Here is a 25562-nt window from a genome sequence, read left to right on the forward strand (position 1 = left end):
ATATCCACGGCGAAAGTGTCCGAATGCCGTGAGCGATCTCTTCAAACCCGGCATGACGCGCGGATAGTCTTGATCCATGCGACTTGGCGTCAACGTCCCCAACTTCGGGCCGGGCACCGACCCCGGTGTGCTGCGCGGCTGGGCGAAAACGGTGGAGGGGCTCGGTTTCGACCTGCTGATGGTGTCGGATCACGTCGTGGTGACCGACGACGTCGCCGTGGAGTACCCGGCGCCGTTCTACGAGCCGTTCACCACGCTGTCGTGGCTGGCCGGGATCACCGACCGGGTCCGGCTCGGCACCACGGTGCTCGTCGTGCCGTACCGGGACCCGCTGCTCGTCGCGCGGATGGCCGCGAACCTCAACGACCTCAGCGGCGGGCGGTTCGTGCTCGGTGTCGGCGTCGGCTGGGCGAAACAGGAGTTCGCCAAGCTCGGCGTACCGTTCGAACGCCGTGGCCGGCTGACCGACGACTATCTGGGCGAAATCCGTGCCGCTTGGGCGAATACCGGCGACTACCGCGCCGGCCATATCCCGATCTGGGTCGGAGGGAACAGCGAAGCGGCCATCCGGCGAACAAAAGCCTTCGGCGACGTCTGGCATCCGTTGCACTGCACCGTCGACTGGCTGGCCGCGGCCGTGGAACGGACAAAACCCGAAGCCTTGGCGCCCCGGATCGCGTTGCGGCTGACCGAAGAGCCGATCACCGGGACCGAACGGATCGCGGGCGAGGGCACGATCGACCAGGTCATCGACGATCTGCATCGGATCAGTGCCTTCGGTGCCGAAACCGTTCTGCTCGACACCTACACCGGCGACCCCGCCAACACCCTCGAACCCGAAAACGCTTGGCAGGCCTTGGCAACGGTCGCCGCGAACTGGAAGGAAGCGCAGTGAAGCACCTCCACCGAGCCATCGAACTCGCCGCGGCCGCACGCGTGAACGGGAATCCGCCGTTCGGTTCGCTGCTCGTCGGGCCGCAGGGCGACGTGCTCGCCGAAGAGCAGAACACGTCGATCACCGACTCGGACATCACCGCACACCCGGAGCTGAAACTCGCCCGCTGGGCCGCCCGCGAACTCGACCCGGAGACCGCGGCCGCCACGGTGATGTACACGAGCTGCCAGCCCTGCGGGATGTGCACCGGCGCGATCGAACGGTCCGGCCTCGGCCGCGTCGTCTTCGCCTTGTCCAATGAGCAGCTCATGGATCTCAAGCCCGGTGGCGGTTTCGCGCCCGTGCCGCACGAAGGCCCCGCGTTGTTCGACGAGGCACGCGTGCCGGTCGATGGCTATTACAGCTGACCCATGCTGAAGTGGGGACATGCGCGTTGCGGTGGTCGGCGGGGGCGTGATCGGGCTCAGCTGCGCACTGCGGCTGGCGCGGGCTGGACATGACGTCACCGTCGTCACCGCCGACAAACCCGAGCACACGACATCAGCCGTCGCCGGCGGACTCGTCTTCCCGCCTCCTGGCACGGAACCCTTCGCCGTGTGCGCGAAATGGACCAAAGTCACGGTCGCGGGTCTGGCGCGGTCGGGCGCGCCCGGTGTCCGGTTTTTGCCCGGCAGGCTGATGCTGCCTTCGCGTGACGCCGACCCTGGCCTGGCATCGACACTGCCCGGTACGGCCTGGGACGGTGACACGCTCATGTTCACCACCGCACTCGTCGACACGCTGGTCTACTTGGGCTGGCTCGCCGCCGAAGTCGCGGCAGCCGGTGTGCGCACCGAACACCGCCTTGTCCGGAATCTGGCCGATCTCCCGGCGGACATCGTCGTCAACGCGGCCGGTCTCGGCGGCGGTGTACTCGCGGGCGACGACACCGTGTCCCCGATCGGCGGCCAAGTCGTCCATTTCGCCGACCCCGGTCTCCTCGAGTGGGTCGTCGACGATCGTTCGCCGGTCGCCACGTACGCCATTCCGCACGGCGGCCATGTGGTCTGCGGAGGCACGAAAGAACCAGGCCGGCGCACACTCGAGCCCGACCCGGTGGTGGCCCAGGACATCGTCCACCGAGCCCGCCGGCTCGTCCCCGAACTCGCCGACGCACGTGTGCTCGGCACCAAAGTCGGCCTGCGCCCACACCGCCCCGAGGTCAGGCTCGAGCGCGTCGGTGACGTTGTCCATTGCTACGGCCACGGCGGCGCGGGGATCACCCTGTCCTGGGGTTGCGCCGAAGAAGTCGCACGCCTGGTCGTCTGAATCCTTTGTCGCCCCACGACCCAAATGCCTGATCCTCTGGCCGCCCGTCTCGGCTCCGGTCGGACCTGGTGGCCTGACACCTTCGGGTAATTGCGGGATTTTCTCCCGTTGCTATGTTGAAAAACGGAGAAAAACCGCGTGAGAGGTATTCACGTATTCGCCGAAAGCAATAAAACCGGCCGCAGGGATTCGTTGTCGAAAGGGATCGCCGTGCTCGAAACCGACATATTGACCTGGAGTCGTACGGTATTCGACGACGCGCTCCGCGCCGCGGTGCGGAGCCTGCCCCCCTCGTTCGCGCGTGTCGCCGGCTACCACTTCGGCTGGCTGGACGCGGCCGGTTCGCCCGCGGAAGCGAACCAGGGCAGGGCGATCCGTCCCACGCTCGCCTTGCTCTCGGCCGAAGCCGTCCGCGGCGTGGCCGACGACGCGATCCCCGCGGCCGTCGCCGTCGAATTGGTGCACAATTTCTCACTACTGCACGACGATGTGCTCGACGGTGACGAAACCCGGCGCCATCGCCCGACCGCGTGGACGGTTTTCGGCACCGGCCCGGCGATTTTGACCGGGGACGCGCTGCTCACCTTGGCATTCGATGTGCTCGCCACCGGCGGCGGGCCATTGGCCATGCCCGCGATGCGCGAACTCGGCGCCGCTGTCCTCCAGCTGCAAGAAGGCCAGAACGCGGACGTTTCGTTCGAACGACGCGCCGACGTCGATCTGCACGAATGCGTGAGCATGTCCAACGGCAAGACGGGCGCACTGCTCGGATGCGCCTGCGCGATCGGCGCCCACTTCGGCGGCGGGACGGCCGACCAGGTCTCGCATCTGCGGCAGTTCGGCGAGCGGCTCGGACTCGCCTTCCAGCTCGTCGACGACATGCTGGGCATCTGGGGCGACCCGGAGATCACCGGCAAACCGGTGTTCTCCGACCTGCTCGCGCACAAGAAGTCGCTGCCGGTCGTGGTCGCCCTGAACTCCGGAACCTCCGCGGGCCGCCAACTCGCCGAGTTGTATTGCCGCGACGAGTCGCTTTCGGACGCCGACCTCGCTTTCGCAGCCGACCTGGTCGACCTCGCCGGTGGCCGGACCTGGGCCCGGATCCAGGCCGACCAGCAGCTCGCCCGCGCGATGCACCACCTTTCAGCGGTGGACGCCGAGTCGCACGCGGCCACGGAACTGGCCGCGCTCGCGAGGCTCGCCACCTTTCGCGACCGCTAGGACCGAGCGGCCACCAGCTTCGCGTGATCCGCCTCGGTCTGGTCGGCGTACCTGACGGCGAACCGGCCGATCGCCTCGTCGAGATCATCGTCGTCGTCGAAATAGCCCGCGAGCAGCTGCGGATGCAGCGACCGCGTGTGCGCGCGGGCGAGCAGGGCGCCCGCCAACCGGCCGTAGTCGTCCAAATGGCCGGCGTTGAGTGCCGAAGGGTCGATGTCGCCCTTGAGGTTCCGGAACTGCCGCACGATGAACGGCCGTCCGCCGATCGTCGTCCAGCCGAGCAGGATGTCGGTCTCCGCCTGCACGAGCCGAGCGCCTTCGACGATCCGCTCGCCCTCGTGTTCGCGCGCGGGAATGTCCAGAAAAGGAGCCAAAGCCGACGGCCGTGCCTCCTTCACCTGCAACACCAGGTCTTCGTCCTCGTTGCCGTGCAACAGGACGACGTAGCTGCGCAAGCCGACACTGCCGGTGCCGACCACCCGGAAGGCCACATCGGACACTCGGTACCGCGTGATCAGGTTCCGTCGCGAAGAGCGCAATGTGTCCACATAAGTGACCAAACCGCCGAACACCGCCTCGGCGACGGCGTCGTCCACGTGCCGCAGCACGGGCGGATCTTCGACGAACCGGTTGCGCTTCATGCCGGTCGTGTGGTCGTCGATGCGCCGTGTCCATTTGGCGGCCACTTTGGCGCTCGTGTTCTTGCGGGCCTTCTCGGCGGCTTCCTCGAAGTCGTCGATCAGGTCGTGCGCCTTCACCTTGCTCAGCACGGACGCGTCCGGCAACGCGTTCCACGACCGCAGATACGGCAGCCCGGCCAGCCCGCGGATCGTCCGCCGATACGACTTGACCGCGTCTTCGGCGGCCTCGGCGCACCGCGACTCTCCGACCCCGCCTTCCCTGCCCGCCAGCACCAGGCTCGCGGCGAGCCGCTTCAGGTCCCATTCCCACGGGCCCGGCACGGTTTCGTCGAAGTCGTTGATGTCCATGACGATCTGGCCGTCCGGCGTGCCATAGAGCCCGAAGTTGGCCGCATGCGCGTCACCGCACAGCTGCGCGTTCAGCCCGCTCGACGGCGTGCCGGCCAAGTCCGCGGCCATCAGCCCCGCCGCGCCGCGGAAGAACGCGAACGGCGACGCGGTCATCCGCTCGAGGCGCAGGTCGATCAGCTCGGGCAGCCGCCCGGAGTTGCTGGTTTCGACGAAATCCAGCGCATCCGGGCGGCCCGAGCCGGCCGCGTCGTGATCATGCGACTTCGCCGGGGTGGCGTCACGCAGCGCCCGCCCCCGGTCGAACAGCTCCTCCGGGTCGACACCCTCCGAGCCCAGCAGCGCGCGGCCCACCCATGTTCCTGGTTCCACGAGGTGTCAACGTACGGGAGCCGTCAAAGTTTCACGACGGCTTGATGACCTGCGCGATGGCGTCGATCCCGCGGTCCAGCTCGGCCTTGCTGATCACGAGCGGCGGAGCGACACGCAGCGTGGCGTCGTGCGTCTCCTTGCACAGCACACCCAGCTTGGCCAGCGCCAGCGAAGCGTCACGCCCGGTCGGTCCGCCAGGACTGATGTCGATGCCGGCCCACAGCCCGCGGCCGCGTACCTCCGCCAGTCCCTTGCCGACCAGCTCGCCGAGCCGTCCGTGCAGGTGAGCGCCCAGTTCCGTGGATCGCTCCTGGAACTCGCCGGTCGCCAGCAGCCGGATGACCGCCCGCCCGACCGCGCAGGCCAGCGGGTTGCCGCCGAACGTCGAGCCGTGTTCGCCGGGCTTCAGCACCCCCAGCACGGCCCGGCTGCCGACCACCGCGGAAACCGGCATGATCCCGCCGCCGAGCGCCTTGCCCAGCGTGTACAGGTCCGCGCGCACGCCTTCATGGTCGAGCGCCAGCAGCTTGCCGGTCCGCGCGAGCCCTGACTGGATCTCGTCCGCGATGAGCAGCGCGCCCGCTTCGTCACACAGCCGCCGCGCCTCGGCGAGGTACCCCGCCGGCGGCACGATGACGCCGGCCTCACCCTGGATCGGCTCCAGCAGCACGGCCGCGGTCCGCTCGGTGATCGCGTCACGCAGCGCGGCGGCGTCGCCGTACTTCACGGTGACGAAACCCGGCGTGAACGGCCCGAAATCCGCCCGCGCGGTCTCATCGGTCGAGAACGACACGATCGTGGTCGTCCGGCCGTGGAAGTTCGACCCGGCGACGACGATCTCGGCGGTGCCGTCCGGCACGCCCTTGACCTGGTAGGCCCACTTGCGGGCGACCTTCACGGCGGACTCGACGGCCTCGGCGCCGGAGTTCATCGGCAGCACCATCTCGGTGCCGGTCAGCTCGGCCAGCTCCTGGCAGTACAGGCCCATTTGGTCGTGGTGGAACGCGCGCGAGGTCAGGGTCACCCGGTCGAGTTGATCCTTGGCCGCCGCGATCAGCGCCGGATGGCGGTGCCCGAAGTTCATCGCCGAGTAGCCGGAGAGGAAGTCCAGGTAGCTCTTGCCGTCGACGTCGGTGACCGAAGCGCCCTCGGCCTCGGCGATCACTACACCGAGCGGGTGGTAGTTGTGCGTGCTCCAGCGGTCGTCAAGCGCGATGTAGTCAGACGTGGTGGTGGGTCCGGCGAACGTCGTCATTGCATCAGGTTAAGGCCTGCCGGTGGAGACTTCAGCCGGGAATCATTGCTTTCAAGACTCGTTCGTTGCGCAGTTGTGTCGCGGGGAAGCGAATTGTTGCGTGCGGGTTTCGAAGCGCGTCACCGGCGTGGACTGGCTATGTTCACGGGATGGCCAAACGAGTACGAGAGGCGTTGCGCTTCACCAAGGACACCCCGCTGCTGGACCCCGGCGTGTTTCCCATCGGCCCGGACAAGAAGGCGAAGGGTGAGAAGAAGCTCCTCGCCGCTGGCCGTCTCCTCGACGAACGCCAGGAAGCGCTCTACGCGGAGGGAGTCGGTGGCGGCTCCCGGAGCCTCCTGCTCGTGCTGCAGGGGATGGACACTTCGGGCAAGGGCGGCACGGTGAGCCATGTGCTCGGCCTCGTCAACCCGATGGGCGTGCATTACACGGCGTTCAAGAAGCCAACGCCCGCCGAGCGGCGGCACCACTACCTGTGGCGCGTTCGGCGGCAACTGCCCAAACCAGGCCAGATCGGCGTGTTCGACCGCTCGCACTACGAGGACATCCTCGTACCGCGCGTGCAGGGCCTGCTGACCGCCGAGGAGCGGCGCAGGCGGTACACCGAGATCAACGCGTTCGAGCGGGAACTCGCCGAGGCCGGCACCACCGTCCTCAAGGTCTTCCTGCACATCTCGCCCGAGGAGCAGTACAAGCGGCTCAAGGCCAGGCTGGTCACGCCCGAGAAGAGGTGGAAGTACAACCCGGCCGATCTCGACGCCCGCGCCCAGTGGGGCGACTACCAGAAGGCCTACCTCGACATCTTCGCCAAGACGAGCGCGACGCCCTGGCATATCGTGCCCGCGGACCACAAGTGGTACCGGAACTGGCTCGTCGCCCATCTGCTCGCGGAGACTTTGGACGAAATGGACCCGCGGTTCCCCGAACCTGACTTTGCTGTCGACGAAGAACTCGCGAAACTCGACACTGTTGGCGTACCCGGCTGACTTTCTGAGAGAGTGCGCGGCGTGACCGACTCAGCCCTCGAGGCTCTTCCGTTCCTCCGCAAACAGGCTCGCACCCAGAGGTTCACGCTCGGCGCGCCCAAGGAGTTCAAGGTCGCCCCGGACGGTTCGCGTGTGCTGTTCCTGCGTGCCGAGTCCGGGGTCGATCCGCGCAACAGCCTGTGGTCGCTCGACCTGGCCTCCGGCGCCGAATCCAAGCTGGTCGACGCGGCCGAGCTGCTGCCAGGCGAAGAAAACCTGCCGCCGGAGGAGCGCGCCAGGCGCGAACGCAGCCGTGAGTCCGGTGGCGGTGTCGTGGGTTACGCGGTCGACGACGCGTTCAGCGTCGCGGCGTTCACTTTGTCCGGAAAGCTGTACACACTCGACCTCGCGTCCGGTGAGGTGAAGGTCCTCGTAGACAGCTCCGTCGTCGATCCTCGGCCCAATCCGACGGGCACGCACATCGCCTACGTCCGCGATCGGCGGCTTCGGGTGATCGACCTCACAACCGGCGAAGATCGTCTCTTGGTCGACGAAGAAGGAGACGAGATCGCCTGGGGCCTCGCCGAGTTCATCGCCGCCGAAGAGCTCGGCCGAGCTCGTGGCTACTGGTGGTCGCCGGACGGACAAAGCCTGCTCGTCGAGCGCTCCGACCGCAGTGCCGTGCCGCGCTGGACGATCGCGGACCCCGCCAATCCGCAGGCACCTGCCAACGTTGTCGCGTATCCGGCCGCCGGAGCCGCCAACGTGGATGTCTCGCTGTCTTTCCTGGGCTTGGACGGCGGCCGCGTCGACTTGGCGCCGGCCGAGTGGGAGTACCTCGTCGCCGTGCATTGGTCGGCGGGCGGAAAGCCTTTGGTCACCGTGCAGTCGAGGGACCAGCGCACGCTGGAGATCCTGGCGGCGGATCCCGCGGACGGATCCGTGACAACGTTGCACACCGAAACCGACCCGGACTGGGTCGAGATCACCCCCGGTGTGCCCGCGTGGACCAAAGACGGCCGGCTGGTGCGGGAGAGCGCGGTGGACGGCAGTCATCGCCTGTTCATCGACGGCGAGCCGGTCACCGAGCCGGCGCTGCAGGTCCGGTCCGTCCTGCAGGTCGGCGCCGAGGTGCTGTTCAGCGCTTCGGACGAAGACTCGACACAGATTCACGTCTATCGCACCGAAAACGGCAAAGTGCGCCGTTTGTCGACAACAGACGGTGTGCACGTCGGCGCCGGTTCGGCCGAACTGGCGGTGATCGCGAGCTGGAGTCTCGAGCACAGCGGCCCGGACGTCAGCGTTTTGGCGGACGGCGAACCGGTCGCGAAGATCACCTCCGCCACGGTCGACCCCGGCATCGTGCCCAACCTGAGGTGGCTCGCGCTCGGTGAGCGTGGCCTGCGTGCCGCGTTGCTGATGCCGACGGGCTATCGCGAGGAGGACGGCAAGCTGCCCGTTCTGCTCGACCCGTACGGCGGCCCGCACGCGCAGCGGGTCCTGCAGAGCCGCAACGCGTTCTTGACCTCGCAGTGGCTGGCCGATCAGGGCTTCGCCGTCCTGGTCGCCGACGGCCGCGGCACACCGGGCCGGGGCCCGGCCTGGGAAAAGGAGGTTGCGGGCGAGTTCGCATCGATCACCCTGGCCGACCAGGTCGACGCCCTGCACGCGGCGGCCGAGATCGAGCCCGCGCTCGATCTGGGCCGGGTGGCGATCCGCGGCTGGTCGTACGGCGGCTATCTGTCGGCGCTCGCGGTACTGCGCAGGCCGGATGTCTTCCACGCGGGCGTCGCCGGAGCGCCGGTCACCGACTGGGCTTTGTACGACACGCACTACACGGAGCGGTATCTCGGCACTCCGCAGGACAACCCCGACGTCTACGAGCGGAATTCGCTGATCGCGGACGATTTGACGCGAGCGCTGCTGATCGTGCACGGATTGGCCGACGACAACGTGTTCGTCGCGCACGCGCTCAGGCTGTCGTCGGCGTTGCTGGCGAAGGGGCGGCAGCACGTGTTCCTGCCGCTCGCCGGCGCGACGCATATGTCGCCGCAGGCGGAAGAGGTCGCCGAGAACCTGATGCGCACCCAGGTCGAGTGGATCAAGCGGGAACTCGCCGCTGTCAAGGAGGACGTCGCGTGAAGCGTTGGGGTATCACCATCCCGTTGACCGGGGTGCCGCTGGCCGCGCACCGCGAGCTGGTCGAGCAGCTGCCGGATCTGGGCTACACCGACGCCTGGTCGGCGGAAACCGCCGGGGTGGACGCGTTCACCCCGCTCGCGCTGGCCTCGCAGTGGGCGCCGCAGCTGCGGCTCGGCACGGCCATCGTGCCCGTGTACACGCGAGGGCCCGGCCTGCTCGCGATGAGCGCCGCGACCATCGCGGAGCTGGCGCCTGGTCGTTTCGTGCTCGGCATCGGCGCTTCGTCGCCGGTGATCGTCAAGAACTGGAACGCTGCGGAGTTCGAAGCGCCGTTCGCGCGCTCGCGTGACACTTTGCGTTTCCTGCGCGCGGCGCTGGCGGGCGAAAAGGTCAGCGAGACCTACGAAACCTTCGCGGTCAACAAGTTCCGCTTGGAGCGCCCGTCGGATCCGCCGCCGTCGATCATGCTCGCCGCGCTTCGGCCGGGCATGCTGCGGCTCGCCGCGAAGGAGGCCGACGGCGCGATCACCAACTGGCTCGCGCCGGCCGACGTGCCCCGGATCCGTGCGGAGATCGGCCCCGACGTCGAGCTCGCCGCCCGCATTTTCGTCTGCCCGACGACGGACGCCGCCGCCGCGCGCGGGCTCGGACGGATGCTGATCAGCAGCTATCTGACGGTTCCCGTGTACGCGGCCTTCCACGAGTGGCTCGGCCGAGGCGAGGCTCTCGCGCCGATGCACGAGGCGTGGGCGGCCGGTGACCGGCAAAAGGCCAACCAGGTCATCCCGGACGAGGTGGTCGACGACCTGATCGTGCACGGCAGCGTCGAAGAGTGCCGGGAGAAGGTCCAGGCCTACGCCGACAACGGCCTGACCACGCCGATCATCGCGTTGCTCCCGACCGGTGACGACCCGTTCGAGCAGGTCCGCGGCCTGGCGCCGAAGGCCTGATCCGGTCGGCGGGCTCCGGCCGGAGCCCGCCGACCGGTCGTATCGTCTCTTCATGCGTGAAATCTGGGCCGCGGGTGATGCGTATGAGGCCTACATGGGCCGCTGGAGCACACCGGTCGCGGAGCGGTTCGTCCGGGGACTCGGCATGCCGGCGCGCTCGCGGTGGCTGGACGTCGGCTGCGGCACCGGCGCGTTGTCCGCGGCCGTGCTTTCGGTCGCCGATCCTGCGCGATTGGTCGGTATGGATCCGTCCGCGGGTTTTCTGTCCCTCGCTCGCGGCCGGATCGTGGACGCCCGATCGGCGTTCGTCGTCGGCGACGCCGGTTCGCTGCCATTTGCCGACCACGCCTTCGACGCCGTGGTGAGCGGGCTCGCGCTGAATTTCGTCCTCGATCCAAGCCGAGCCGTAGCCGAGTTCGCGCGAGTCGCGCCCATGGTGGCGGCGTATGTATGGGACTACCCCGGCGGCATGGGCATACTCAGCCATTTCTGGGACGCGGCGCTCTCTCTTGACCCCGCTGTCGACGAATTGGACGAAAAGCATCGCTTCCCGTGGTGCCGTCCGGAGCCACTCGCCCGGCTCTGGACGGCCGCTGGTCTGGCCGACGTGTCGGTCCATCCCATCGAGATACCCACCGTTTTCGCCGATTTCGACGACTACTGGCGGCCGTTCCTCGGCGGCCAAGGACCCGCGCCCGGCTATGTCATGTCGTTGCCCGACGACCATCGTGCCGCGCTTCGCGACCTGCTCCGTAGCCGTCTGCCGGCCAAACCGGACGGATCCATCCCGCTTACTGCCAGAGCCTGGTCGGTGCGCGGCGTCGCGAATCCTTAGAGAGCGGGGACCAACGTCGCAAGGCGTTCGATACCGAGGCCGCTGATCAGCAACCGTTCCTTCCGGTTGCCGAGCAGGGCGCGCGTCCAGTCGACAAAACCGCCGTCGCCGACTTCGACCCGGCCGTCCCCGAGCACGCTGTAAACCTTGAAGCAGAGTCCGAGGTAGTAACCGCGGCCGGTGCTGCGGTGTGGATCGTCGACTATTTCGACATCACGCCGGCTCGCGAAGGCGTCGTGTACCGCGACGGCGACGGAATCGAACTCGGGTGCGAGCGAGGTGAGGCCGATTTCCACGTGGCCGCCGACGGCGTTTTTGATCGCGTTCGCGACGAAACGGATGTGTTCGACGACGTGGTGTCGCTCAAAAGCCAAGTTTCCGGTGTCGCGTCCGGCGGACACCGCGCCGAGCAACGCGAAGTGCGCGAAAGTGGCCCGCCCGGTCGATTTCTGTGCGCGAACGACCCGTTGCGACGCGGCCAACCGCACGACGCTCGCTGATTTCGGGTCGTTTTGTGTCAAAAGCCGCCGTCGTGTTGCCGCTTCCAGCGCCAACGCGTTAGTCGGGTCGGCGGCCACCTCGCTTCCCCGAGCGGTCGAAACCACTTTGTTCTGGTCGACGGTGGCCAGCGCTGAATGAGTGCCGAGTGGAGCGACCGGAGCCAAGGTGAGCAGTTCGAATCCCGTCGGCAACGTGGAAACGACGGCATCCTCGGTCGTTCGCAACCTGTCCGCCGGAACGACAGCGGGCGCGGTGAAGCGGTCTTCCCGATACTGGCGCAGTACGCCGGTCGCCGACCGTTTTCCGGCACGGATTCGCATGACCTCGAGCAGCAAAGTGGTCAGATCCGCTCCGGGCAGGCCGACAAGGAGGTCGAGCGTTTCTTGCCCGACCTCGTTCACGACCCGATCCAGCGGTCCGGCGTCCCTGGTCACCCACCCGATTGTTCCCTTGATCCGGGCCGGCCGCGAACGACTTTCTCAGCGTCCGGCGGAGAGGATCACCTGCATCACCTCGATCGTTGTGGCCGCCTTGGCCGCACCGAGTGTCCGGACGATCGGCCCGGCGATCGCGTCGAGTTCCAACGTCCGGCCCGCCTGGAAGTCCTTGAGCATCGACGACTGCATCCCGCCCGGCAACGACGTCAGCCTCGCGGTTATCGCGTCGGCGTCCACCTGTACCGAATGGACTCCGGCGGCCGAGGCGGCTTCGTCCACCAGCGGTCGCAACCAGGATTCGTGGCTGTCCCGCGCCTGGCCGATCGGCGCGTCCGCCCCGGTCGTCAGCAGTGCGAGCGGGGCGAGGAACGCGAGCTTGCTCCACAGCACGGTCGTGTCGTCTGGGTGAGTCGAGACCGCGAGGCCCGCTGCTCGTGCCAGCTCGGCGACCTCGACGCCCGCCGAGGTCCCGTCCGCGAGCACCAGGTCGGCGAACGGCGAAAGCTGCTCGATGACACCCGGCCGGTGCCGAGTCGCTTCGACCGCGATGCTGGCGCCGATCACCGCCGCCGACGGGTAGGCCGCGCGTAGAAGTGACAGGTGGTCGACACCGTTCAGCAGCGGGACAACGGTCGCCGTACCGAGCACCGATGCGGGCACCCGTTGCAGGGCGGGCAGCAGGTCAGTGGCCTTGACCGCGACGAACAGCACGTCCAGAGCGGTGGTCAACCATGGTTGAGCGGTCGGGAAGCTCGAGATCGGCGCGGCGTCCGGTCCCTGGAACCTCAACCCGCGCGCGGTCAGCTCCGCCGCCGTGCGTTCGGTGGAGATCACGGTCACCGCATGTCCGGCCGCCCCGAATCGTGCCGCCAGCAAGCCGCCGACTCCGCCAGGTCCCACTACGCCGATCGCCGCCACGAGCCCTCCCAGGTTGGTTCCAGTATGGAAGTAACCCTAGTACGGTAGCTTCCATGATGGAAGACACGGAGGTGGGCCGGACGTGCGGCACAAAAGCTTCGAGGGCATGAACTGTCCGATCGCGCTCACATTGGACGAGGTAGGCGAGTGGTGGAGCCTGCTGATCATTCGCGACGCGCTGCACGGTTTGACCCGTTTCGACGAATTCCAGCAAAGCCTGGGCATCTCGCCGAACTCGCTGACGCGCCGGTTGAACGCACTCTGCGATGCGGGCCTGCTGGCCCGTCACCGCTACCAAGATCGCCCACCGCGTGACGAGTACCTGCTCACCGACCGTGGCAAGGATCTTCAGGCTGTAATCGAGTCGATCGCCGCCTGGGGACGGCGTCACATCACCCAAAGGGACGGCGCTGTCCGCCTGCAGGACACGGTCACAGGTTTGGAAGCGGAGCCGGTGCTGGTCGACCGGCGCACCGGGACGGCCGTCACGCCGGATCAGTTTCGCTACGTGGCGACTCAGGCGGCGCCCCCGATCAAGCTCGCCAAGATGCCGCACGCCTAGCCGCGGCGATCCAATCGCGGCTTACTTCGCTCGGCCGCGATAGTGGACGACCTCGACTTCGTCCAAGGTCACCAGCCCTTCGTCGACGAGTTCGTCAAGCTGCGGCAGGAAGGCGCGGATCGGCGCTTCGGCGTCGACGATCACGATGGCGACAGGTAGGTCGTCCGACAGTGACAGGATGTTGCTCGTGTGGATCAACGAGTTCGCGCCGTAGCCCTCGATGCCCTTGAATACCGACGCGCCTGCCAGTCCTGCGTCTCGCGCCCGGCGCACCACCTCGTGGTGAAGAGGTTTGTGACGCCAGAGGTCGTCCTCGCCGACGTACACCGTAAGGCGTAGCGCACGTCCGGACAGCGCCATGATCGTCCTCCTGACCGCGTCCCGACGGGACGCCGCGAGCATCGACGGTCCCATGGGGAACGGTGTACGCGCGACCCGTGGCGCCGAGTGTCTCGCCTGTGAACTTACGAATGCTTTCCGGGGTCCTGGGAGCCGTCGAACGGGGAGGCGTGTCGCCTTGGGCCGGCGTGTTGACCTGAGTCTTCGTATGCGACCAGAGGGCCCTGCTGTCGTGCGTGGGCTGCCGCCTTCCTGCGCGTGTGATGAAGGCCAGCGGCCGTTCGACGCGCGGTGATCGGGATGCGAAGCCCTGTTGGTGGCGCTGAGCTGCGGACATTGACAGCATATAGAACATGTGTTCGACTGGCGGCGTGCGATGGGAACAACAGAAAGCGGGGGCGGGGGAACAGGCGCTGCTCGGGCTCGACGGCCTGGTGCGTTCCGTGCGTTCACCGGAGTTCGATGGGGTCACGTTTCACGAGGTACACGCCAAATCCGTGCTGAACAAGGTGCCGGGCGGCTCACCGATGCCGTTCAAATGGACGGTCAATCCTTATCGTGGCTGCTCGCACGCCTGCACCTACTGCTTGGCCGGTGACACCCGGATTCTGATGGCGGACGGGCGCACCCGTGTGCTCGCGGAACTCAGGGTCGGCGACGAGATCTACGGCACCGAAGGCACTGGCGCGGACCGGCGATTCCGGCGAACGCAGGTGCTCGCGCACTGGTCCACGGTCAAGCCGGCGTACCGCGTCGCTCTGGAGGACGGCACAGAACTCGTCGCCAGCGGCGACCACCGATTCCTCAGCGCGAGCGGCTGGAAGCACGTCATCGGCACCAGCGGCTGGGGCACCGCCGAACGACCACATCTCGTACCTGGAATCGAACTCGTCGGCACGGGCTCGTTCGCCGCGGCTCCGCAGGACACAGTGGACTATCGCGCGGGGTATCTGTGCGGAATGCTCCGGCCGGACAAGTACGGCCGCGAGCGCGACGCGTCGGACCGTGCGTTGAGTTACCTGCCCGCGTTCACCACCGGAACAGATTTCGCGAGATTGCTGCCAAGTCCGGAACTCGTTTGGCAGCAAGGCTTTCTAGCCGGTGTATACGATGCCGCGGGAGGGTGGGAGCTGGACGTCCTGCGCATCGTCCACGAGGTGCCACAGGTTGTGGACACCGTCTGCGATGCCTTGGCGCGCTTCGGTTTCACCTACACCGTGAAGAAGCACGAACGCGACCGCAGCGTGCTCGTGGTCCGATTGTCGGGGGGTTTGGCCGAGCAGCTCCGATTTCTGCACACGGTCGACCCCGCGGTCGCTCGCAAACGAGCATTGGAGCCACTGGCCATGGGGGGCGAATTTCTGCGAGTCCGGTCGATCGAGCCGCTCGGGCTGGACATGCCGCTGTTCGACATCACCACCGGCACCGGTGACTTCATCGCCAACGGCATGGTCACCCACAACTGTTTCGCCAGGAACACGCACAAGTACCTCGATTTAGACGCGGGGAAGGACTTCGACACCCAGGTCGTGGTCAAGGTCAACGCACCCGAGGTCCTCGCGGCGCAGCTGCGGAGACCCGGCTGGGCGGGCGAACACGTCGCCATGGGTACGAACACAGACCCGTACCAGCGCGCTGAAGGCCGCTACCAGCTGATGCCGCGGATCATCACCACGCTCGCCGAAACGGGCACGCCGTTCTCGATCCTGACGAAAGGCACGGTGCTCGCCCGCGATCTGCCCTTGCTGGAGTCGGTCGCGCGGGACGTCCCCGTGGGGCTTGGTGTCTCGATCGCGCTACTGGACCCGCGGCTTCAACGGCGACTCGAGCCCGGCACGCCTAGCCCGCAGGCCAGGCTCGAACTCGTGCGCAAGGCGAGGGGTGCGGGGTTGCCCTGTGGCGTGTTCCTGGCGCCAATCCTGCCAGGGCTGACCGATTCAGAGGAGGCGCTCGACGCCCTGCTTGCCGCTGTGGCCGACGCGGGAGCTTCGGGAGTGACCGTTCTGCCGCTGCATCTGCGTCCCGGAGCCCGAGAGTGGTTCGCGCGATGGCTGGCGGCCGAACACCCCGAGCTCGTTTCGCGGTACCGGACGCTCTACGCGCGGGGGAGCTACGTCAGCCAGGCGTATCGGGGATGGTTGTCCAAGCGGATCGAGCCATTGATCAGGCGTCACGGTCTGGAGCCGTCGTCTCGGAGGCGGTCACGTGGCGTGCCTGGTGACGAGAGTGCGAGCTGGCCAGACGGCGCGATCCCGGCACCGCGGGACCCGGGCGCGGCGGCCGCGTCCGCCGCGGGCGAGCAGTTGACCTTGCTGTAGAGAAACCTGGTGGCGGTACCCCGTGGGTGATTCGTTAGCCTTGTTCGTCGGCGAAATCGCAGCTGACGCGCCCACTCGACCACTGGAGAAGGAGAGCACCCGCAGTGCTTCGCACCCACAAAGCCGGCACCCTGCGTGCCGAGCATGCCGGTCAGACCGTCACCCTCACCGGATGGGTGGCCCGGCGGCGCGATCACGGTGGTGTCATCTTCATCGATCTGAGGGACGCTTCCGGTGTCGCCCAGGTAGTGTTCCGCGAGGGTGAGATGGCCGAGCGCGCCCACCAGCTGCGTTCGGAGTACTGCGTCCGGATCGTCGGCGAGGTCGCCCAGCGGCCGGGCGGCAACGAGAACACCGAGATCCCGACCGGTGCGATCGAAGTGCTGGTCACCGAGCTCGAAGTGCTGTCGGAAGCCGCCGTGCTGCCCTTCCCGATCGACGAGCGTGTCGACGTCGGCGAAGAGGTTCGGCTCAAGCACCGGTATCTCGACCTGCGCCGCAGCGGCCCGGCCAAGGCGATGCGCCTGCGCAGCGAGGTCAACCGTGTCGCACGCGAGGTGCTGCACGCCCAGGAGTTCGTCGAGGTCGAGACCCCGACCATGACCCGGTCCACCCCCGAAGGCGCCCGCGACTTCCTGGTTCCGGCACGCCTCAAGCCCGGCTCGTGGTACGCGCTGCCGCAGTCGCCGCAGCTGTTCAAGCAGCTCTTGATGGTCGGCGGACTGGAGCGGTACTACCAGATCGCCCGCTGCTACCGCGACGAAGACTTCCGCGCCGACCGGCAGCCCGAGTTCACCCAGCTCGACATCGAGATGAGCTTCGTCGAGCAGGACGACATCATCGCGCTGGGCGAGGACATCGTCACCGAGCTGTGGAAGCTGATCGATGTCGAGATCCCCCGTCCGTTCCGGCGGATCAGCTACGCCGAGGCGATGGCGAAGTACGGGTCCGACAAACCGGACCTGCGCTTCGACCTCGAGCTCACCGAGATGACCGAGTTCTTCGCCGACACTCCGTTCCGCGTCTTTCAGGCGCCGTACGTCGGCGCCGTCGTCATGGCGGGTGGCGCAAGCCAGCCCCGCCGCACGCTGGACGCATGGCAGGAGTTCGCGAAGCAGCGCGGCGCGAAGGGGCTCGCCTACATCCTGGTCAACGAGGACGGCACGCTCGGCGGCCCGGTCGCCAAGAATCTCTCGGAAGAGGAGCGCCAGAACGTCGCGCAGGCCGCCGGCGCGAGGCCCGGCGACTGCATCTTCTTCGGCGCGGGCAAGGCCTCGAGCACGCAGCCGCTCCTCGGTGCCGTGCGCGACGAGATCGGCAAGCGTCTGGACCTGATCGACGAGAACGCCTGGTCGTTCGTGTGGGTCGTCGACTTTCCGCTGTTCGCGCCGGTCGAGGAGATCGGCGACGACGTGGCCGTCGGCAGCGGGAAGTGGACCGCGTTGCACCACGCGTTCACGTCGCCGACCCCCGAATGGATCGAGAAGCTCGCCGAAGACCCCGGCAGCGCGTTGGCCTACGCCTACGACATCGTCTGCAACGGTAACGAGATCGGTGGCGGTTCGATCCGTATCCATCAGGCCGCGCTCCAGAAGCAGGTCTTCGAGATCATGGGGTTGACCGAGGAGGAGGCGCAGGAGAAGTTCGGATTCCTGCTCGATGCCTTCCAGTTCGGCCCGCCCCCGCATGGCGGCATCGCCTTCGGCTGGGACCGCATCACCATGTTGCTGTCCGGTTCGGACTCGATCCGCGACGTCATCGCCTTCCCGAAGACCGGCGGCGGCTACGACCCGCTGACCGCCGCGCCCGCTCCGATCACGCCTGAGCAGCGCAAGGACGCCGGTATCGACGCGAAGCCCCCGGCTCCGAAGCAGTAGTGCTCCACCTCAGGGCCGTGTGCCCGCCGGACAAGACCGACAAGGCGGTCGAAGTCCTGCGGGCACACCCCGGGACAGCCCATCTCATCGTGCATCGCGGCGTCGCCGTGCTGCCCGAGGGTGACCTCGTGGAAGTCGACGTAGCTCGTGAGGCGGCCGACGAAATCGTTGGTGCACTGTGCACTTTGCAGCTCGACACCTCGGGTGGCATCACGCTCGAGGCGATCGACACCGCGCTTTCCGATGCCGCGGATCGGGCAGAGGAAGCCGCGCCGGGTGACGGCGCCGACGCCGTTGTGTGGCAAGAGCTCATCGCTCGTACCGGCGAGGAGTCGCGGCTCAACGTGACGTTCCAAGCGTTCCTCACCATCGCCTGCCTGCTGGCGGCGGTCGGCATCGTGACCAACTCCGCGGTGACGATCGTCGGCGCGATGGTCGTGGGCCCTGAATTCGGGCCTCTCGCGGCGATCGCGGTCGGGCTAGTGCTTCGCCGATGGGATCTGGTGCGCCAGGCGTCCGTGGCGCTGGCGATCGGGTTCCCGCTGGCCATGGCGGTGACACTGGGTGCAACGCTGCTCGGCGAGGCCACTGGCCTGTTCAGCCGGGCGACGCTGCTGGCGAACCACCAGGTGGACTTCGTCTACGACGTAGGGAAGTTCTCGTTGATCATCGCGCTGCTCGCCGGCGCCGCTGGGATGCTTTCGATGACCTCGGCGAAATCTGCCGCTTTGGTCGGAGTTTTCATATCTGTGACCACAGTTCCGGCCGCTGGCTATGCGGTCGTCGCCGCCGTGCTGCAGGATTGGGAACGGTGCCTCTACTCGTTCGGGCAGTTGGTGGTCAACTTGATCGGCATCGTGATCGCCGCGGCCGTTGTGCTGATGTTACGAAGAAGAGGGCAACGTGCAGGGGGCACCGAACGTCCGCTGTCACGCGAGTGAACTCGAGCCCGCCTTCTCGAACACAGTTTTCGGGATGCAAGTGGTCATGGTTACTCGCTCACTAGTAGGGTCGGTGGCAATGACAGTCGACACCTCCTCCGCCGACGACTCAACCGTCGGAGCTGGAGCCGAAGCGTTTGCCGTGGAGGCAGCGGTCGCGGCCGGTGAATCGGTACTCGCCCGCCGCTTCGGCAGCGCGATCACCTTGGTCGATCCAGAAGACCTGGCCGGAACCGGCCCGGCGACCGTCGTGCGCGCACGAGTCGCCTCCTCGCCGTTCTCGCTCCCCAAAACCTTGGTGATCAAGCACTATCCGTTGCCACCCACGCCGGGCGAGTCGGATCCGTTCGCGCAGGAGGCAGTCAGCTACCAGCTGTTCACCGCCCTTGCGCCCGATGAACGGATGTGCCCCGAGCTGCTCGCCCACGACGCCAGGCACCGTGTCCTCGTGCTCGACGACCTCGGCCGCGCGCCCACTCTCCGTGACAAGCTGTGGTCCGCCGAGGCCCGTGCGGCTGAGCGGGCGCTGATCTCCTGGGCACGCTCACTCGGCAGGTTGCATGCGTCCACTGCCAGCCGCGAAGCAGATTTCAACGCGCTGTTGCGTCGGCTGGGTGGTCCGGTGAAGGGTGAAGACACCACCCCCGTGGTCGCCTGTGCGCAGGTGCCGGCGATGCTGGAAGAAATCCTCGGTGTGCCCACCCCGGACTCGGTCCGACAGCGTGCGGAGAGTTCGGCTGAGAATGCCCGCTCTGCGTCGTATCGGGCGTTCAGCCCCATCGACCTCGCTCCGGACAACAACCTCGTTACCAGCTCAGGTGTGCGGTTCCTCGACTTCGAGCGTGGCCGTGTCCGCAACGCGTTGGTCGACGCCGCCTACCTGAGGTTGCCGTTCGCCTCCAGTCGCAACGCGCTGGCGCTTCCGGCTGGCATGAGTGAAGCGATGATCGCCGCATGGCGCGCTGAAGTCGCAGGAGTGTGGCCGGCGCTGGCTGATGATTATGTGCTCGCGGACTACCTCATGGACAGCCAACTGCTGCTCGTCTGGACTGTCACGTGGGAGATGCTCCCGCGGTTGAAGCCAGGTCGTGGTGCCGGCCAGACGAGCACGCAGGCAGCCCTCGTCACCTGGTGGCGCGAGCTAGCCAAGCACGCGACCCGTGCAAAGTTGGACGACGTGGCCGAGCATTCGAACGCAGTTTCGGCGGCCTTGGACGACCGCTACGGCCCTGGTCTCGACCTCGCGCTCTATCCGGCGTTCCGCTGAGATAAAACTTCGCCGACGCGCCCTCGTCGCGTTACCCCAGCATCACCGCAGGTGAGTCTGCGTGCTCGATGGTCATCACCGTGACAGTGATGAGCTTCGAAGTCACCGAGACACCTGAACCTTCGGCGCCCAACCTCAGGCAGGCGCGGCGTCTCGTCGTCCTTGGCGACTCGACGGCTGTGGGCTTGGGCGATCCCCTGCCGAATCGTGGCGGCTGGCGTGGAGTGGGCCCCCTAGTGGCCACTGCGTTGGGCATCGAGCCGGATGGCTATCTCAACCCGTCGTTCACCGGTGCGCGGATGCGGTGCGTGCTCACCGAGCAATTGCCGGCCGCGGTGGCCCACCGTCCGGATGTCGCCCTGCTCATCGTCGGCATGAACGACACGCTGCGCTCCAACTTCGACGCCGAGCAGATCGCGGCTGACCTGACCACGATCATCCGGGAGCTGGCCGCGGTCGGCACCACGGTCGTGCCGGTTCGCTTCCACGACCACGGCAAGGTCTTCCGGCTGCCATCGTCGCTGCGCCGGGCGCTCACGAGCCGAATCGGCGAGCTCAACGCTGCCATCGACGGCGTCGTGGCGCGCGAAGGCGTGCCGTGCCTCGACCTCGACCGGCTTCCCGGCGCCTATGACTTAAGCGTATGGAGCGTCGACCGGCTGCATCCCTCAGAGCTCGGACACCGGCTGCTCGCCGACGGATTCGCCGGACTGATCGCCGAGGCCGGGTTCAAAATCCCCGAGCCGGTGAGCCTGACCTGTTCCGGTGGCGCCGACCCGAGCACGGCCGATCACGTGGGCTGGCTGGTGCTGAAGGGTATCCCTTGGCTTTGGCGCCGAGGGCGCGACTTCGTTCCGTACGCAGCGGTGATCATGTGGCGTTCTTGGCGGGCCAGGGAGTCCCGGCGAGGGTGACCACTACGAGTGTCCTCACCCTTACTTAGATCATCAACCACCTCCATGCGAGCGATGAACGGGCTGCTCGCCTGCTCGAGGCTCGGGAACGTTGCTCGTAGGCGACGCTGTGGCGGGTTCGCCCTGGGCTGGTCGGCCAGTACTGCTCGACTTCCGGCTAGCTCGGCTTTGCCTTCCGGCGCGCCGAGCGTCGTCGCAGCCTGATGCGGGGAAACGGCGCCGTGAGTTCGAGCGCCGCTTTCGCCTGGACAGCAGGAGCTCCAGAGCGACATCCGCGCGAAGCTCGTCCATTGAGCGCGTTTCATCGGCGGTCTTGAGTCTTCGAGCTCCTTGGTCGATGCGTTCGTAGGCGGCGGCGACCTTCGCGGGCTCGCAGTTGCGGATGAACAGTGACGTCGAGCGGGTCACCAGGTGCTGTGTGACCGTAACCTTCCGGGCAGCATCGTTTCGCCGAGTGGCGTGGCGGGCGTGTCGCTCGGGGTCAGCCTTGTCGGCTTCGTAGTTCGCGGCCCTACGCACCTTGCTGTCGTCCGTCTTATTCGGCAGCCGATCTTCTAGTGCTTTGTCTACGGAGCGCGCATCATCGTCGGATAGGTTCGCGGTGGACTTACAGACTGTCGCTGCTTTCGAGCCGTCCAAGAGACCGCGTTCCAAGAGCCCCAGTGTTTTCGGCAGACGGTTGACAAGCGCATCCGCATCGGCGACGAGCCCTTGTGCTTGGTCATGGCCGACGTTGAGCGCGGCTGCCAGCAAGGCTGGTACCTCGTTCGAGCGTCTTCGTCGTCTGTTCAGCTCTGCGATGGCTCGGTACCGCAGAGCTTGATGCTGCGCGATCATCGTGTTCGTGCTGTCGATGAGGTTCACCAACGATGTCTCCGGCATCTCGCTCAATGCGGAGGCATCGGCGCATATACCGATTCCTTGCTGCTCGGGCAGTAGCGTCTTCAGCGCCTCCCTTTCCTCAGCGGTGATGATGTATAGGACGGTCTGGCCGTTTGTTTTGATCATGCAGCGAGAGTAACCCGGGCCACCGACAGAACCGCGACTTCAGGCCTCCAGCGACTGTCGATGGTCGTGTTTTGGCCCAGTTAGCCGCTTTTTGAGGGCGAGTGGTGCAGAAGCGCTAACCGGCGCGAGGTTTGAACGCTGCCAGCGCCGTCACATCTGACGCCTGACTTCGCACGAAGAAGTCCACCCACTCCTCGATGTCCGGGTATCCGGACGTCTTGGTGATGGCTGCGCAAGCGGCCTCGGCGTCGAACTTCGTCCGCCTGAGCTGCACTCCGTGCTCGCCGAGCAACGCCCAATGGGCTCCAGATGAGCCATAGGGCATGCCCACACTGCCGGGGTTGACAATGAGCTGCTGGTTGGCCAGCCGGGCAAACGGCATGTGCGTATGTCCGCAGACGACGGTTTCTGCCGATACGCCGTCAAGAACCTCGTTCCAGCGGCCTAACGCGCTGTCCACGAGCACGATCTCTTCGTCGTCTCGTGGTGTCGCATGGCAGAACAAAACCTCGCCGAAGCCGGCAATGTCCAGCGTCATCGACGTCGGGAGAGCATCGAGCAAAGCTACCTGTGCGATGTCGACCATGCCCGCCGCCCACGTGGCGATGGGATCAGGAACGGTGATCTCTTCCCCTCTGGCCAGCGCGACCATCTCGCGGTCGGCATTTCCGCGCACCCACAGGGCCCGGCTACCCAAGCCGGCCAGCCGGTCGAGCGTGGGACCCTGCAGCGGCCCGGCAGCGACATCGCCACACAGCACGATCAAATCGGCCGCCTGGAGGTCCGGCTCGGCGAGTACCGCGTCGAGCGCGGGTAGTACTCCGTGGATGTCGGCGAGAACGGCTACTTGGTTCAGCATGGGTCCAGCATCGTGTCAGCCGACATGCGCGCCCAGTGCTGTTCGCGGTCGGCTAACGTCGGGGGTGTGCAGGATGAGTTGTTCACCGTGAACCCCGACCTTGGGCCGCCGCCGGCGCCGACTGGTGGGTATGAGCCGCAGGCCGTGCCCGCGGGTTCGCCGCTGGCTGTCCGGATGCGGCCCAGAACGCTCGGCGAGGTCGTCGGGCAGCAGCACCTGCTCAAGGAGGGCGCGCCGTTGCGTCGCCTCGTCGAAGGCGCCGCGCCGGCGTCCGTGCTGCTCTACGGTCCGCCGGGGACAGGCAAGACGACACTGGCCAACCTGGTGTCGGCTGCCACTGGGCGGCGGTTCGTCGCCATGTCGGCGCTCTCCGCCGGTGTCAAGGAGGTGCGGGGCGTCATCGAGGAGGCACGGCGCCGCCGTAATTACAACGCCGAGAACACCGTGCTGTTCATCGACGAAGTTCACCGGTTCTCCAAGACCCAGCAAGACGCGCTGCTCGGCGCGGTCGAGGACCGTACTGTGCTGCTTGTCGCCGCGACCACCGAGAATCCGTCGTTTTCCGTCGTGTCGCCGCTGTTGTCGCGGTCATTGGTCCTGCAGCTTCGTCCTTTGACCGACGACGATATTCAGCAGCTGATCGAGCGTGCGTTGACGGATGAGCGCGGACTGGCCGACGAGCTCCAGCTCGCAGATGAGGCTCGCGCGCATCTCGTACGTCTGGCATCCGGTGACGCGCGTCGTGCGTTGACCGCTTTGGAGGCAGCCGCGGACGCTGCTTCCGCAACCGAACACAAGACCATCGATCTCGCGATCGTCGAGTCCACTGTGGATAAGGCGGCGGTTCGTTACGATCGTGATGGTGACCAGCACTACGACGTCATCAGCGCTTTCATCAAGTCCATTCGCGGGTCTGACGTGGACGCCGCGTTGCACTACCTCGCGCGTATGATCGAAGCGGGAGAAGATCCGCGATTCCTCGCGCGGCGACTTGTCGTGCACGCGAGCGAAGACGTCGGAATGGCCGATCCGACGGCACTTCAGGTGGCCGTGGCCGCCGCGCACGCGGTGCAGTTCATAGGCATGCCCGAGGGGAGGATCGCGCTGGCACAGGCGACGATCCACTTGGCGACGGCCCCGAAGTCCAACGCGGTCATCACCGGTATCGATGCCGCGCTCGCTGACGTGCGAGCCGGCAAGATCGGGACCGTGCCGCCGCATCTGCGTGATGGGCACTATGCGGGTGCCGCGAAACTCGGCAACGCGCAGGGATATCGCTACCCGCATGATGTGCCCGAAGGCGTGCTGACGCAGCAGTATCCGCCCGACGTTCTTGTCGGGCAGGACTACTACAATCCGACCCAGCGTGGCGTGGAACGGACACTCGCTGAGCGAGTGCCGAAGCTGCGTCGCACCATCCGTGGTGAACGCTAGAGAGGCACGGCTGGGGTAGGCACAGTCGGAGCGCGCCGGAGCCGCACGCACTTGTGACGCGCATTCGGAGACTTAGATCACGCAGGCACTGGCGCATCGACTCGCACCGGTAGCGAGACGAGGCCGCGCAGCAGTGGGTCCGGTCGGTATACCGGGGCCGGAGCGTCCTCGTCGAGTCGCAGATGCGCGAAGCGGCGCAGCAGGCCTGTCAGCGCGATCTTGACCTCCATCCTCGCCAGCGTCGCGCCAAGGCAACACGGATTGTCGCACCCGAACCCGAACACTGTTCCGACCGGTCGCCGCAGGTCCAGGGACTCAGGGTTGCGAAATTGTCTCGGGTCGCGGTTCGCCGCGCCGAGTACGGGATACAGCAGGTCGCCCGGCCTGATGCGGTAGCCGGCGAAGTTCAGGCAGTCCGCGGTCGTCAGCGGAGCGCCGATCGAGACCGGCCCGTCATAGCGCAGCAACTCTTCGGCGGCGGTGTCGATCATCTCTGGATCCGCACGTAGCTCGTCGGCTTTATCGGGATGCCGCAGGAGGGTGTGTACGGCGTTTCCGAGGTAGTGCACGGTTGTCTCGGTGCCAGATACGAGCAGGAGCAGGACTTGCCGGATGAGTTCGTTCTCGCTCAGCGGTCCGTCGTCGTCTCTGACCGTGGTCAGCCTGGACAGCAGGTCAGGGCGTGGTTCGCGGCGCCGGATCTCAACGAGTTCTTCGAGGTAGGCGCTGAAGGCCGCCGTGGCGTCCGCGGCCTTCGCCGCTACGCCGATCGGGTCACGTTCGGCAGGAGTCCTGCCGAATACGGGCGCGATGTCGGCGAACCAGGCCAGAATCGTTTCGTGGGCCTGAGCAGGCACGCCGAGCAGTTCGAGCCGTACCAGTGCGGCCAGTGGTTCGGCGAAGTCGGCGAGGAGCTCCACGAACGGAGCATCAGCAACCAGATCCAGTTGTCGCTCGACCAGCCGATGGATTCTCGGCCACATCGCGTCGACGATAGGTCTGGTGAACGCCTCATCGACGAGGCGTCGTGTCCGGCTGTCGTCCGGCACTCGATGCGGCACGGCTTCGTCCGTGGATGACCGCTTCAGCCGAGGGTGTCGCAGTAGCCGCTGCACGTCCTGGTGGCGGGTGATCATCCAGCCGCCCAGAGCCGGTTCGAAGTGCACCGGTGCTCGCTCGCGAAGCCTGCGATAGAAGGGGTAGGGGTTCTGGATGAAGTCGGGGTCCAGTGTGTCGAAGCGGAGTGTCATTCCCT

23 protein-coding genes are annotated in these 25562 nt (G+C 66.9%); 15 read left to right on the forward strand and 8 right to left on the reverse strand.

Annotation, left to right across the window (positions count from 1 at the left end; all coding sequences use genetic code 11):
• The first annotated feature begins 76 nt into the window (after positions 1–76).
• The 4 genes from BLV57_RS24115 (at position 77) to BLV57_RS24130 (ending at position 3424) form a co-directional block, all read left to right on the forward strand.
• The gene (locus BLV57_RS24115; protein WP_091292358.1) at positions 77–895 is read left to right on the forward strand and encodes a TIGR03619 family F420-dependent LLM class oxidoreductase; all 819 of its coding nucleotides are present in this window, start codon (positions 77–79) and stop codon (positions 893–895) included.
• A complete protein-coding gene (locus tag BLV57_RS24120) occupies positions 892–1302 on the forward strand; it encodes a nucleoside deaminase (protein ID WP_245757492.1) in 411 nt (136 codons plus the stop codon). The genes BLV57_RS24115 and BLV57_RS24120 overlap by 4 nt, the downstream gene beginning before the upstream one ends.
• A 19-nt stretch (positions 1303–1321) precedes the next feature.
• Complete coding sequence (locus BLV57_RS24125) at positions 1322–2203, forward strand: NAD(P)/FAD-dependent oxidoreductase (protein WP_091292360.1); 882 nt, start codon at positions 1322–1324, stop codon at positions 2201–2203.
• 192 nt (positions 2204–2395) lie between these two features.
• A complete protein-coding gene (locus tag BLV57_RS24130) occupies positions 2396–3424 on the forward strand; it encodes a family 2 encapsulin nanocompartment cargo protein polyprenyl transferase (RefSeq protein ID WP_091292362.1) in 1029 nt (342 codons plus the stop codon).
• On the opposite strand, the gene BLV57_RS24135 is transcribed toward BLV57_RS24130, so the two are convergent.
• Together BLV57_RS24135 and rocD are read right to left on the reverse strand one after the other, a co-directional pair.
• Positions 3421–4785 carry a DUF2252 domain-containing protein gene (locus BLV57_RS24135; RefSeq protein ID WP_091292364.1) on the reverse strand — a complete coding sequence of 455 codons (1365 nt, stop codon included), beginning with the start codon at positions 4783–4785 and terminating at the stop codon, positions 3421–3423. The genes BLV57_RS24130 and BLV57_RS24135 overlap by 4 nt on opposite strands.
• A 31-nt stretch (positions 4786–4816) precedes the next feature.
• Positions 4817–6040: an ornithine--oxo-acid transaminase gene (gene rocD / locus BLV57_RS24140; protein WP_091292365.1), complete on the reverse strand. Its 1224-nt coding sequence runs from the start codon at positions 6038–6040 to the stop codon at positions 4817–4819.
• Between the two features lie 149 nt (positions 6041–6189).
• Here rocD and BLV57_RS24145 point away from each other — a divergent pair, with 149 nt between their 5' ends.
• The 4 genes from BLV57_RS24145 to BLV57_RS24160 are packed head-to-tail and all read left to right on the forward strand — an operon-like array spanning position 6190 to position 10932.
• Positions 6190–7026: a PPK2 family polyphosphate kinase gene (locus BLV57_RS24145; protein ID WP_091292367.1), complete on the forward strand. Its 837-nt coding sequence runs from the start codon at positions 6190–6192 to the stop codon at positions 7024–7026.
• 12 nt (positions 7027–7038) lie between these two features.
• Complete coding sequence (locus BLV57_RS24150) at positions 7039–9147, forward strand: S9 family peptidase (protein ID WP_425426030.1); 2109 nt, start codon at positions 7039–7041, stop codon at positions 9145–9147.
• On the forward strand, positions 9144–10097 hold the full coding sequence (locus BLV57_RS24155) for an LLM class F420-dependent oxidoreductase (RefSeq protein WP_091292369.1): 954 nt from the start codon (positions 9144–9146) through the stop codon (positions 10095–10097). The genes BLV57_RS24150 and BLV57_RS24155 overlap by 4 nt, the downstream gene beginning before the upstream one ends.
• A 52-nt stretch (positions 10098–10149) precedes the next feature.
• Complete coding sequence (locus BLV57_RS24160; protein ID WP_245757493.1) at positions 10150–10932, forward strand: class I SAM-dependent methyltransferase; 783 nt, start codon at positions 10150–10152, stop codon at positions 10930–10932.
• Here the strand turns inward: BLV57_RS24160 and BLV57_RS24165 are convergent.
• Complete coding sequence (locus BLV57_RS24165) at positions 10929–11867, reverse strand: hypothetical protein (protein WP_091292371.1); 939 nt, start codon at positions 11865–11867, stop codon at positions 10929–10931. The two genes, BLV57_RS24160 and BLV57_RS24165, sit on opposite strands and share 4 nt — an antisense overlap.
• 45 nt (positions 11868–11912) lie before the next feature.
• The gene (locus BLV57_RS24170; protein WP_176968785.1) at positions 11913–12788 is read right to left on the reverse strand and encodes a ketopantoate reductase family protein; all 876 of its coding nucleotides are present in this window, start codon (positions 12786–12788) and stop codon (positions 11913–11915) included.
• 106 nt (positions 12789–12894) lie between these two features.
• On the opposite strand from BLV57_RS24170, the gene BLV57_RS24175 reads away from it, so the two are divergent.
• On the forward strand, positions 12895–13350 hold the full coding sequence (locus BLV57_RS24175) for a winged helix-turn-helix transcriptional regulator (RefSeq protein WP_143047138.1): 456 nt from the start codon (positions 12895–12897) through the stop codon (positions 13348–13350).
• A 21-nt stretch (positions 13351–13371) separates the two neighbouring features.
• Here the strand turns inward: BLV57_RS24175 and BLV57_RS24180 are convergent, their stop codons facing one another.
• Positions 13372–13710: a DUF190 domain-containing protein gene (locus BLV57_RS24180; RefSeq protein WP_091292376.1), complete on the reverse strand. Its 339-nt coding sequence runs from the start codon at positions 13708–13710 to the stop codon at positions 13372–13374.
• Between the two features lie 350 nt (positions 13711–14060).
• Between BLV57_RS24180 and BLV57_RS24185 the strand changes: the two genes are divergently transcribed.
• From BLV57_RS24185 to BLV57_RS24205, 5 genes are all read left to right on the forward strand, one after another.
• Entirely contained in the window at positions 14061–16007 is a 1947-nt protein-coding gene (locus BLV57_RS24185; RefSeq protein WP_218134870.1) for an intein-containing Rv2578c family radical SAM protein, read from the forward strand.
• A 104-nt stretch (positions 16008–16111) separates the two neighbouring features.
• A complete protein-coding gene (aspS, locus tag BLV57_RS24190) occupies positions 16112–17884 on the forward strand; it encodes an aspartate--tRNA ligase (RefSeq protein WP_091292379.1) in 1773 nt (590 codons plus the stop codon).
• Positions 17884–18825 carry a DUF389 domain-containing protein gene (locus BLV57_RS24195; protein ID WP_176968786.1) on the forward strand — a complete coding sequence of 314 codons (942 nt, stop codon included), beginning with the start codon at positions 17884–17886 and terminating at the stop codon, positions 18823–18825. Before aspS ends, BLV57_RS24195 begins: the two co-directional genes overlap by 1 nt.
• Before the next feature lie 79 nt (positions 18826–18904).
• The gene (locus BLV57_RS24200) at positions 18905–20092 is read left to right on the forward strand and encodes a phosphotransferase (protein WP_091292380.1); all 1188 of its coding nucleotides are present in this window, start codon (positions 18905–18907) and stop codon (positions 20090–20092) included.
• Positions 20093–20160: 68 nt separating this feature from the next.
• A complete protein-coding gene (locus tag BLV57_RS24205; RefSeq protein WP_091292382.1) occupies positions 20161–21006 on the forward strand; it encodes an SGNH/GDSL hydrolase family protein in 846 nt (281 codons plus the stop codon).
• Positions 21007–21039: 33 nt separating this feature from the next.
• Here the strand turns inward: BLV57_RS24205 and BLV57_RS24210 are convergent, their stop codons facing one another.
• Both BLV57_RS24210 and BLV57_RS24215 read right to left on the reverse strand, forming a co-directional pair.
• Entirely contained in the window at positions 21040–22014 is a 975-nt protein-coding gene (locus tag BLV57_RS24210) for a DUF222 domain-containing protein (RefSeq protein ID WP_091292384.1), read from the reverse strand.
• 115 nt (positions 22015–22129) lie between these two features.
• Positions 22130–22873, reverse strand: coding sequence for a metallophosphoesterase family protein (locus BLV57_RS24215; protein WP_091292386.1), 744 nt, complete (start codon positions 22871–22873; stop codon positions 22130–22132).
• 66 nt (positions 22874–22939) lie between these two features.
• Here BLV57_RS24215 and BLV57_RS24220 point away from each other — a divergent pair, with 66 nt between their 5' ends.
• Complete coding sequence (locus tag BLV57_RS24220) at positions 22940–24307, forward strand: replication-associated recombination protein A (protein ID WP_483860468.1); 1368 nt, start codon at positions 22940–22942, stop codon at positions 24305–24307.
• Positions 24308–24384: 77 nt separating this feature from the next.
• Here the strand turns inward: BLV57_RS24220 and BLV57_RS24225 are convergent, their stop codons facing one another.
• A complete protein-coding gene (locus tag BLV57_RS24225) occupies positions 24385–25557 on the reverse strand; it encodes a cytochrome P450 (RefSeq protein WP_091292388.1) in 1173 nt (390 codons plus the stop codon).
• Positions 25558–25562: the final 5 nt, after the last annotated feature.

The sequence above is a fragment of the Amycolatopsis xylanica genome (genome assembly GCF_900107045.1).
GTDB lineage: Bacteria > Actinomycetota > Actinomycetes > Mycobacteriales > Pseudonocardiaceae > Amycolatopsis > Amycolatopsis xylanica.

Excerpts from the sequence above, each read along its gene's own strand:
- BLV57_RS24115 (WP_091292358.1), top strand. The coding sequence starts at position 77 with ATGCGACTTGGCGTCAACGTCCCCAACTTCGGGCCGGGCACCGACCCC.
- BLV57_RS24125 (WP_091292360.1), top strand. The coding sequence starts at position 1,322 with ATGCGCGTTGCGGTGGTCGGCGGGGGCGTGATCGGGCTCAGCTGCGCA.
- rocD (WP_091292365.1), bottom strand. The coding sequence starts at position 6,040 with ATGACGACGTTCGCCGGACCCACCACCACGTCTGACTACATCGCGCTT.
- BLV57_RS24145 (WP_091292367.1), top strand. The coding sequence starts at position 6,190 with ATGGCCAAACGAGTACGAGAGGCGTTGCGCTTCACCAAGGACACCCCG.
- BLV57_RS24160 (WP_245757493.1), top strand. The coding sequence starts at position 10,150 with ATGCGTGAAATCTGGGCCGCGGGTGATGCGTATGAGGCCTACATGGGC.
- BLV57_RS24175 (WP_143047138.1), top strand. The coding sequence starts at position 12,895 with ATGAACTGTCCGATCGCGCTCACATTGGACGAGGTAGGCGAGTGGTGG.
- BLV57_RS24180 (WP_091292376.1), bottom strand. The coding sequence starts at position 13,710 with ATGGCGCTGTCCGGACGTGCGCTACGCCTTACGGTGTACGTCGGCGAG.
- BLV57_RS24200 (WP_091292380.1), top strand. The coding sequence starts at position 18,905 with ATGACAGTCGACACCTCCTCCGCCGACGACTCAACCGTCGGAGCTGGA.
- BLV57_RS24205 (WP_091292382.1), top strand. The coding sequence starts at position 20,161 with ATGGTCATCACCGTGACAGTGATGAGCTTCGAAGTCACCGAGACACCT.
- BLV57_RS24210 (WP_091292384.1), bottom strand. The coding sequence starts at position 22,014 with ATGATCAAAACAAACGGCCAGACCGTCCTATACATCATCACCGCTGAG.
- BLV57_RS24215 (WP_091292386.1), bottom strand. The coding sequence starts at position 22,873 with ATGCTGAACCAAGTAGCCGTTCTCGCCGACATCCACGGAGTACTACCC.
- BLV57_RS24225 (WP_091292388.1), bottom strand. The coding sequence starts at position 25,557 with ATGACACTCCGCTTCGACACACTGGACCCCGACTTCATCCAGAACCCC.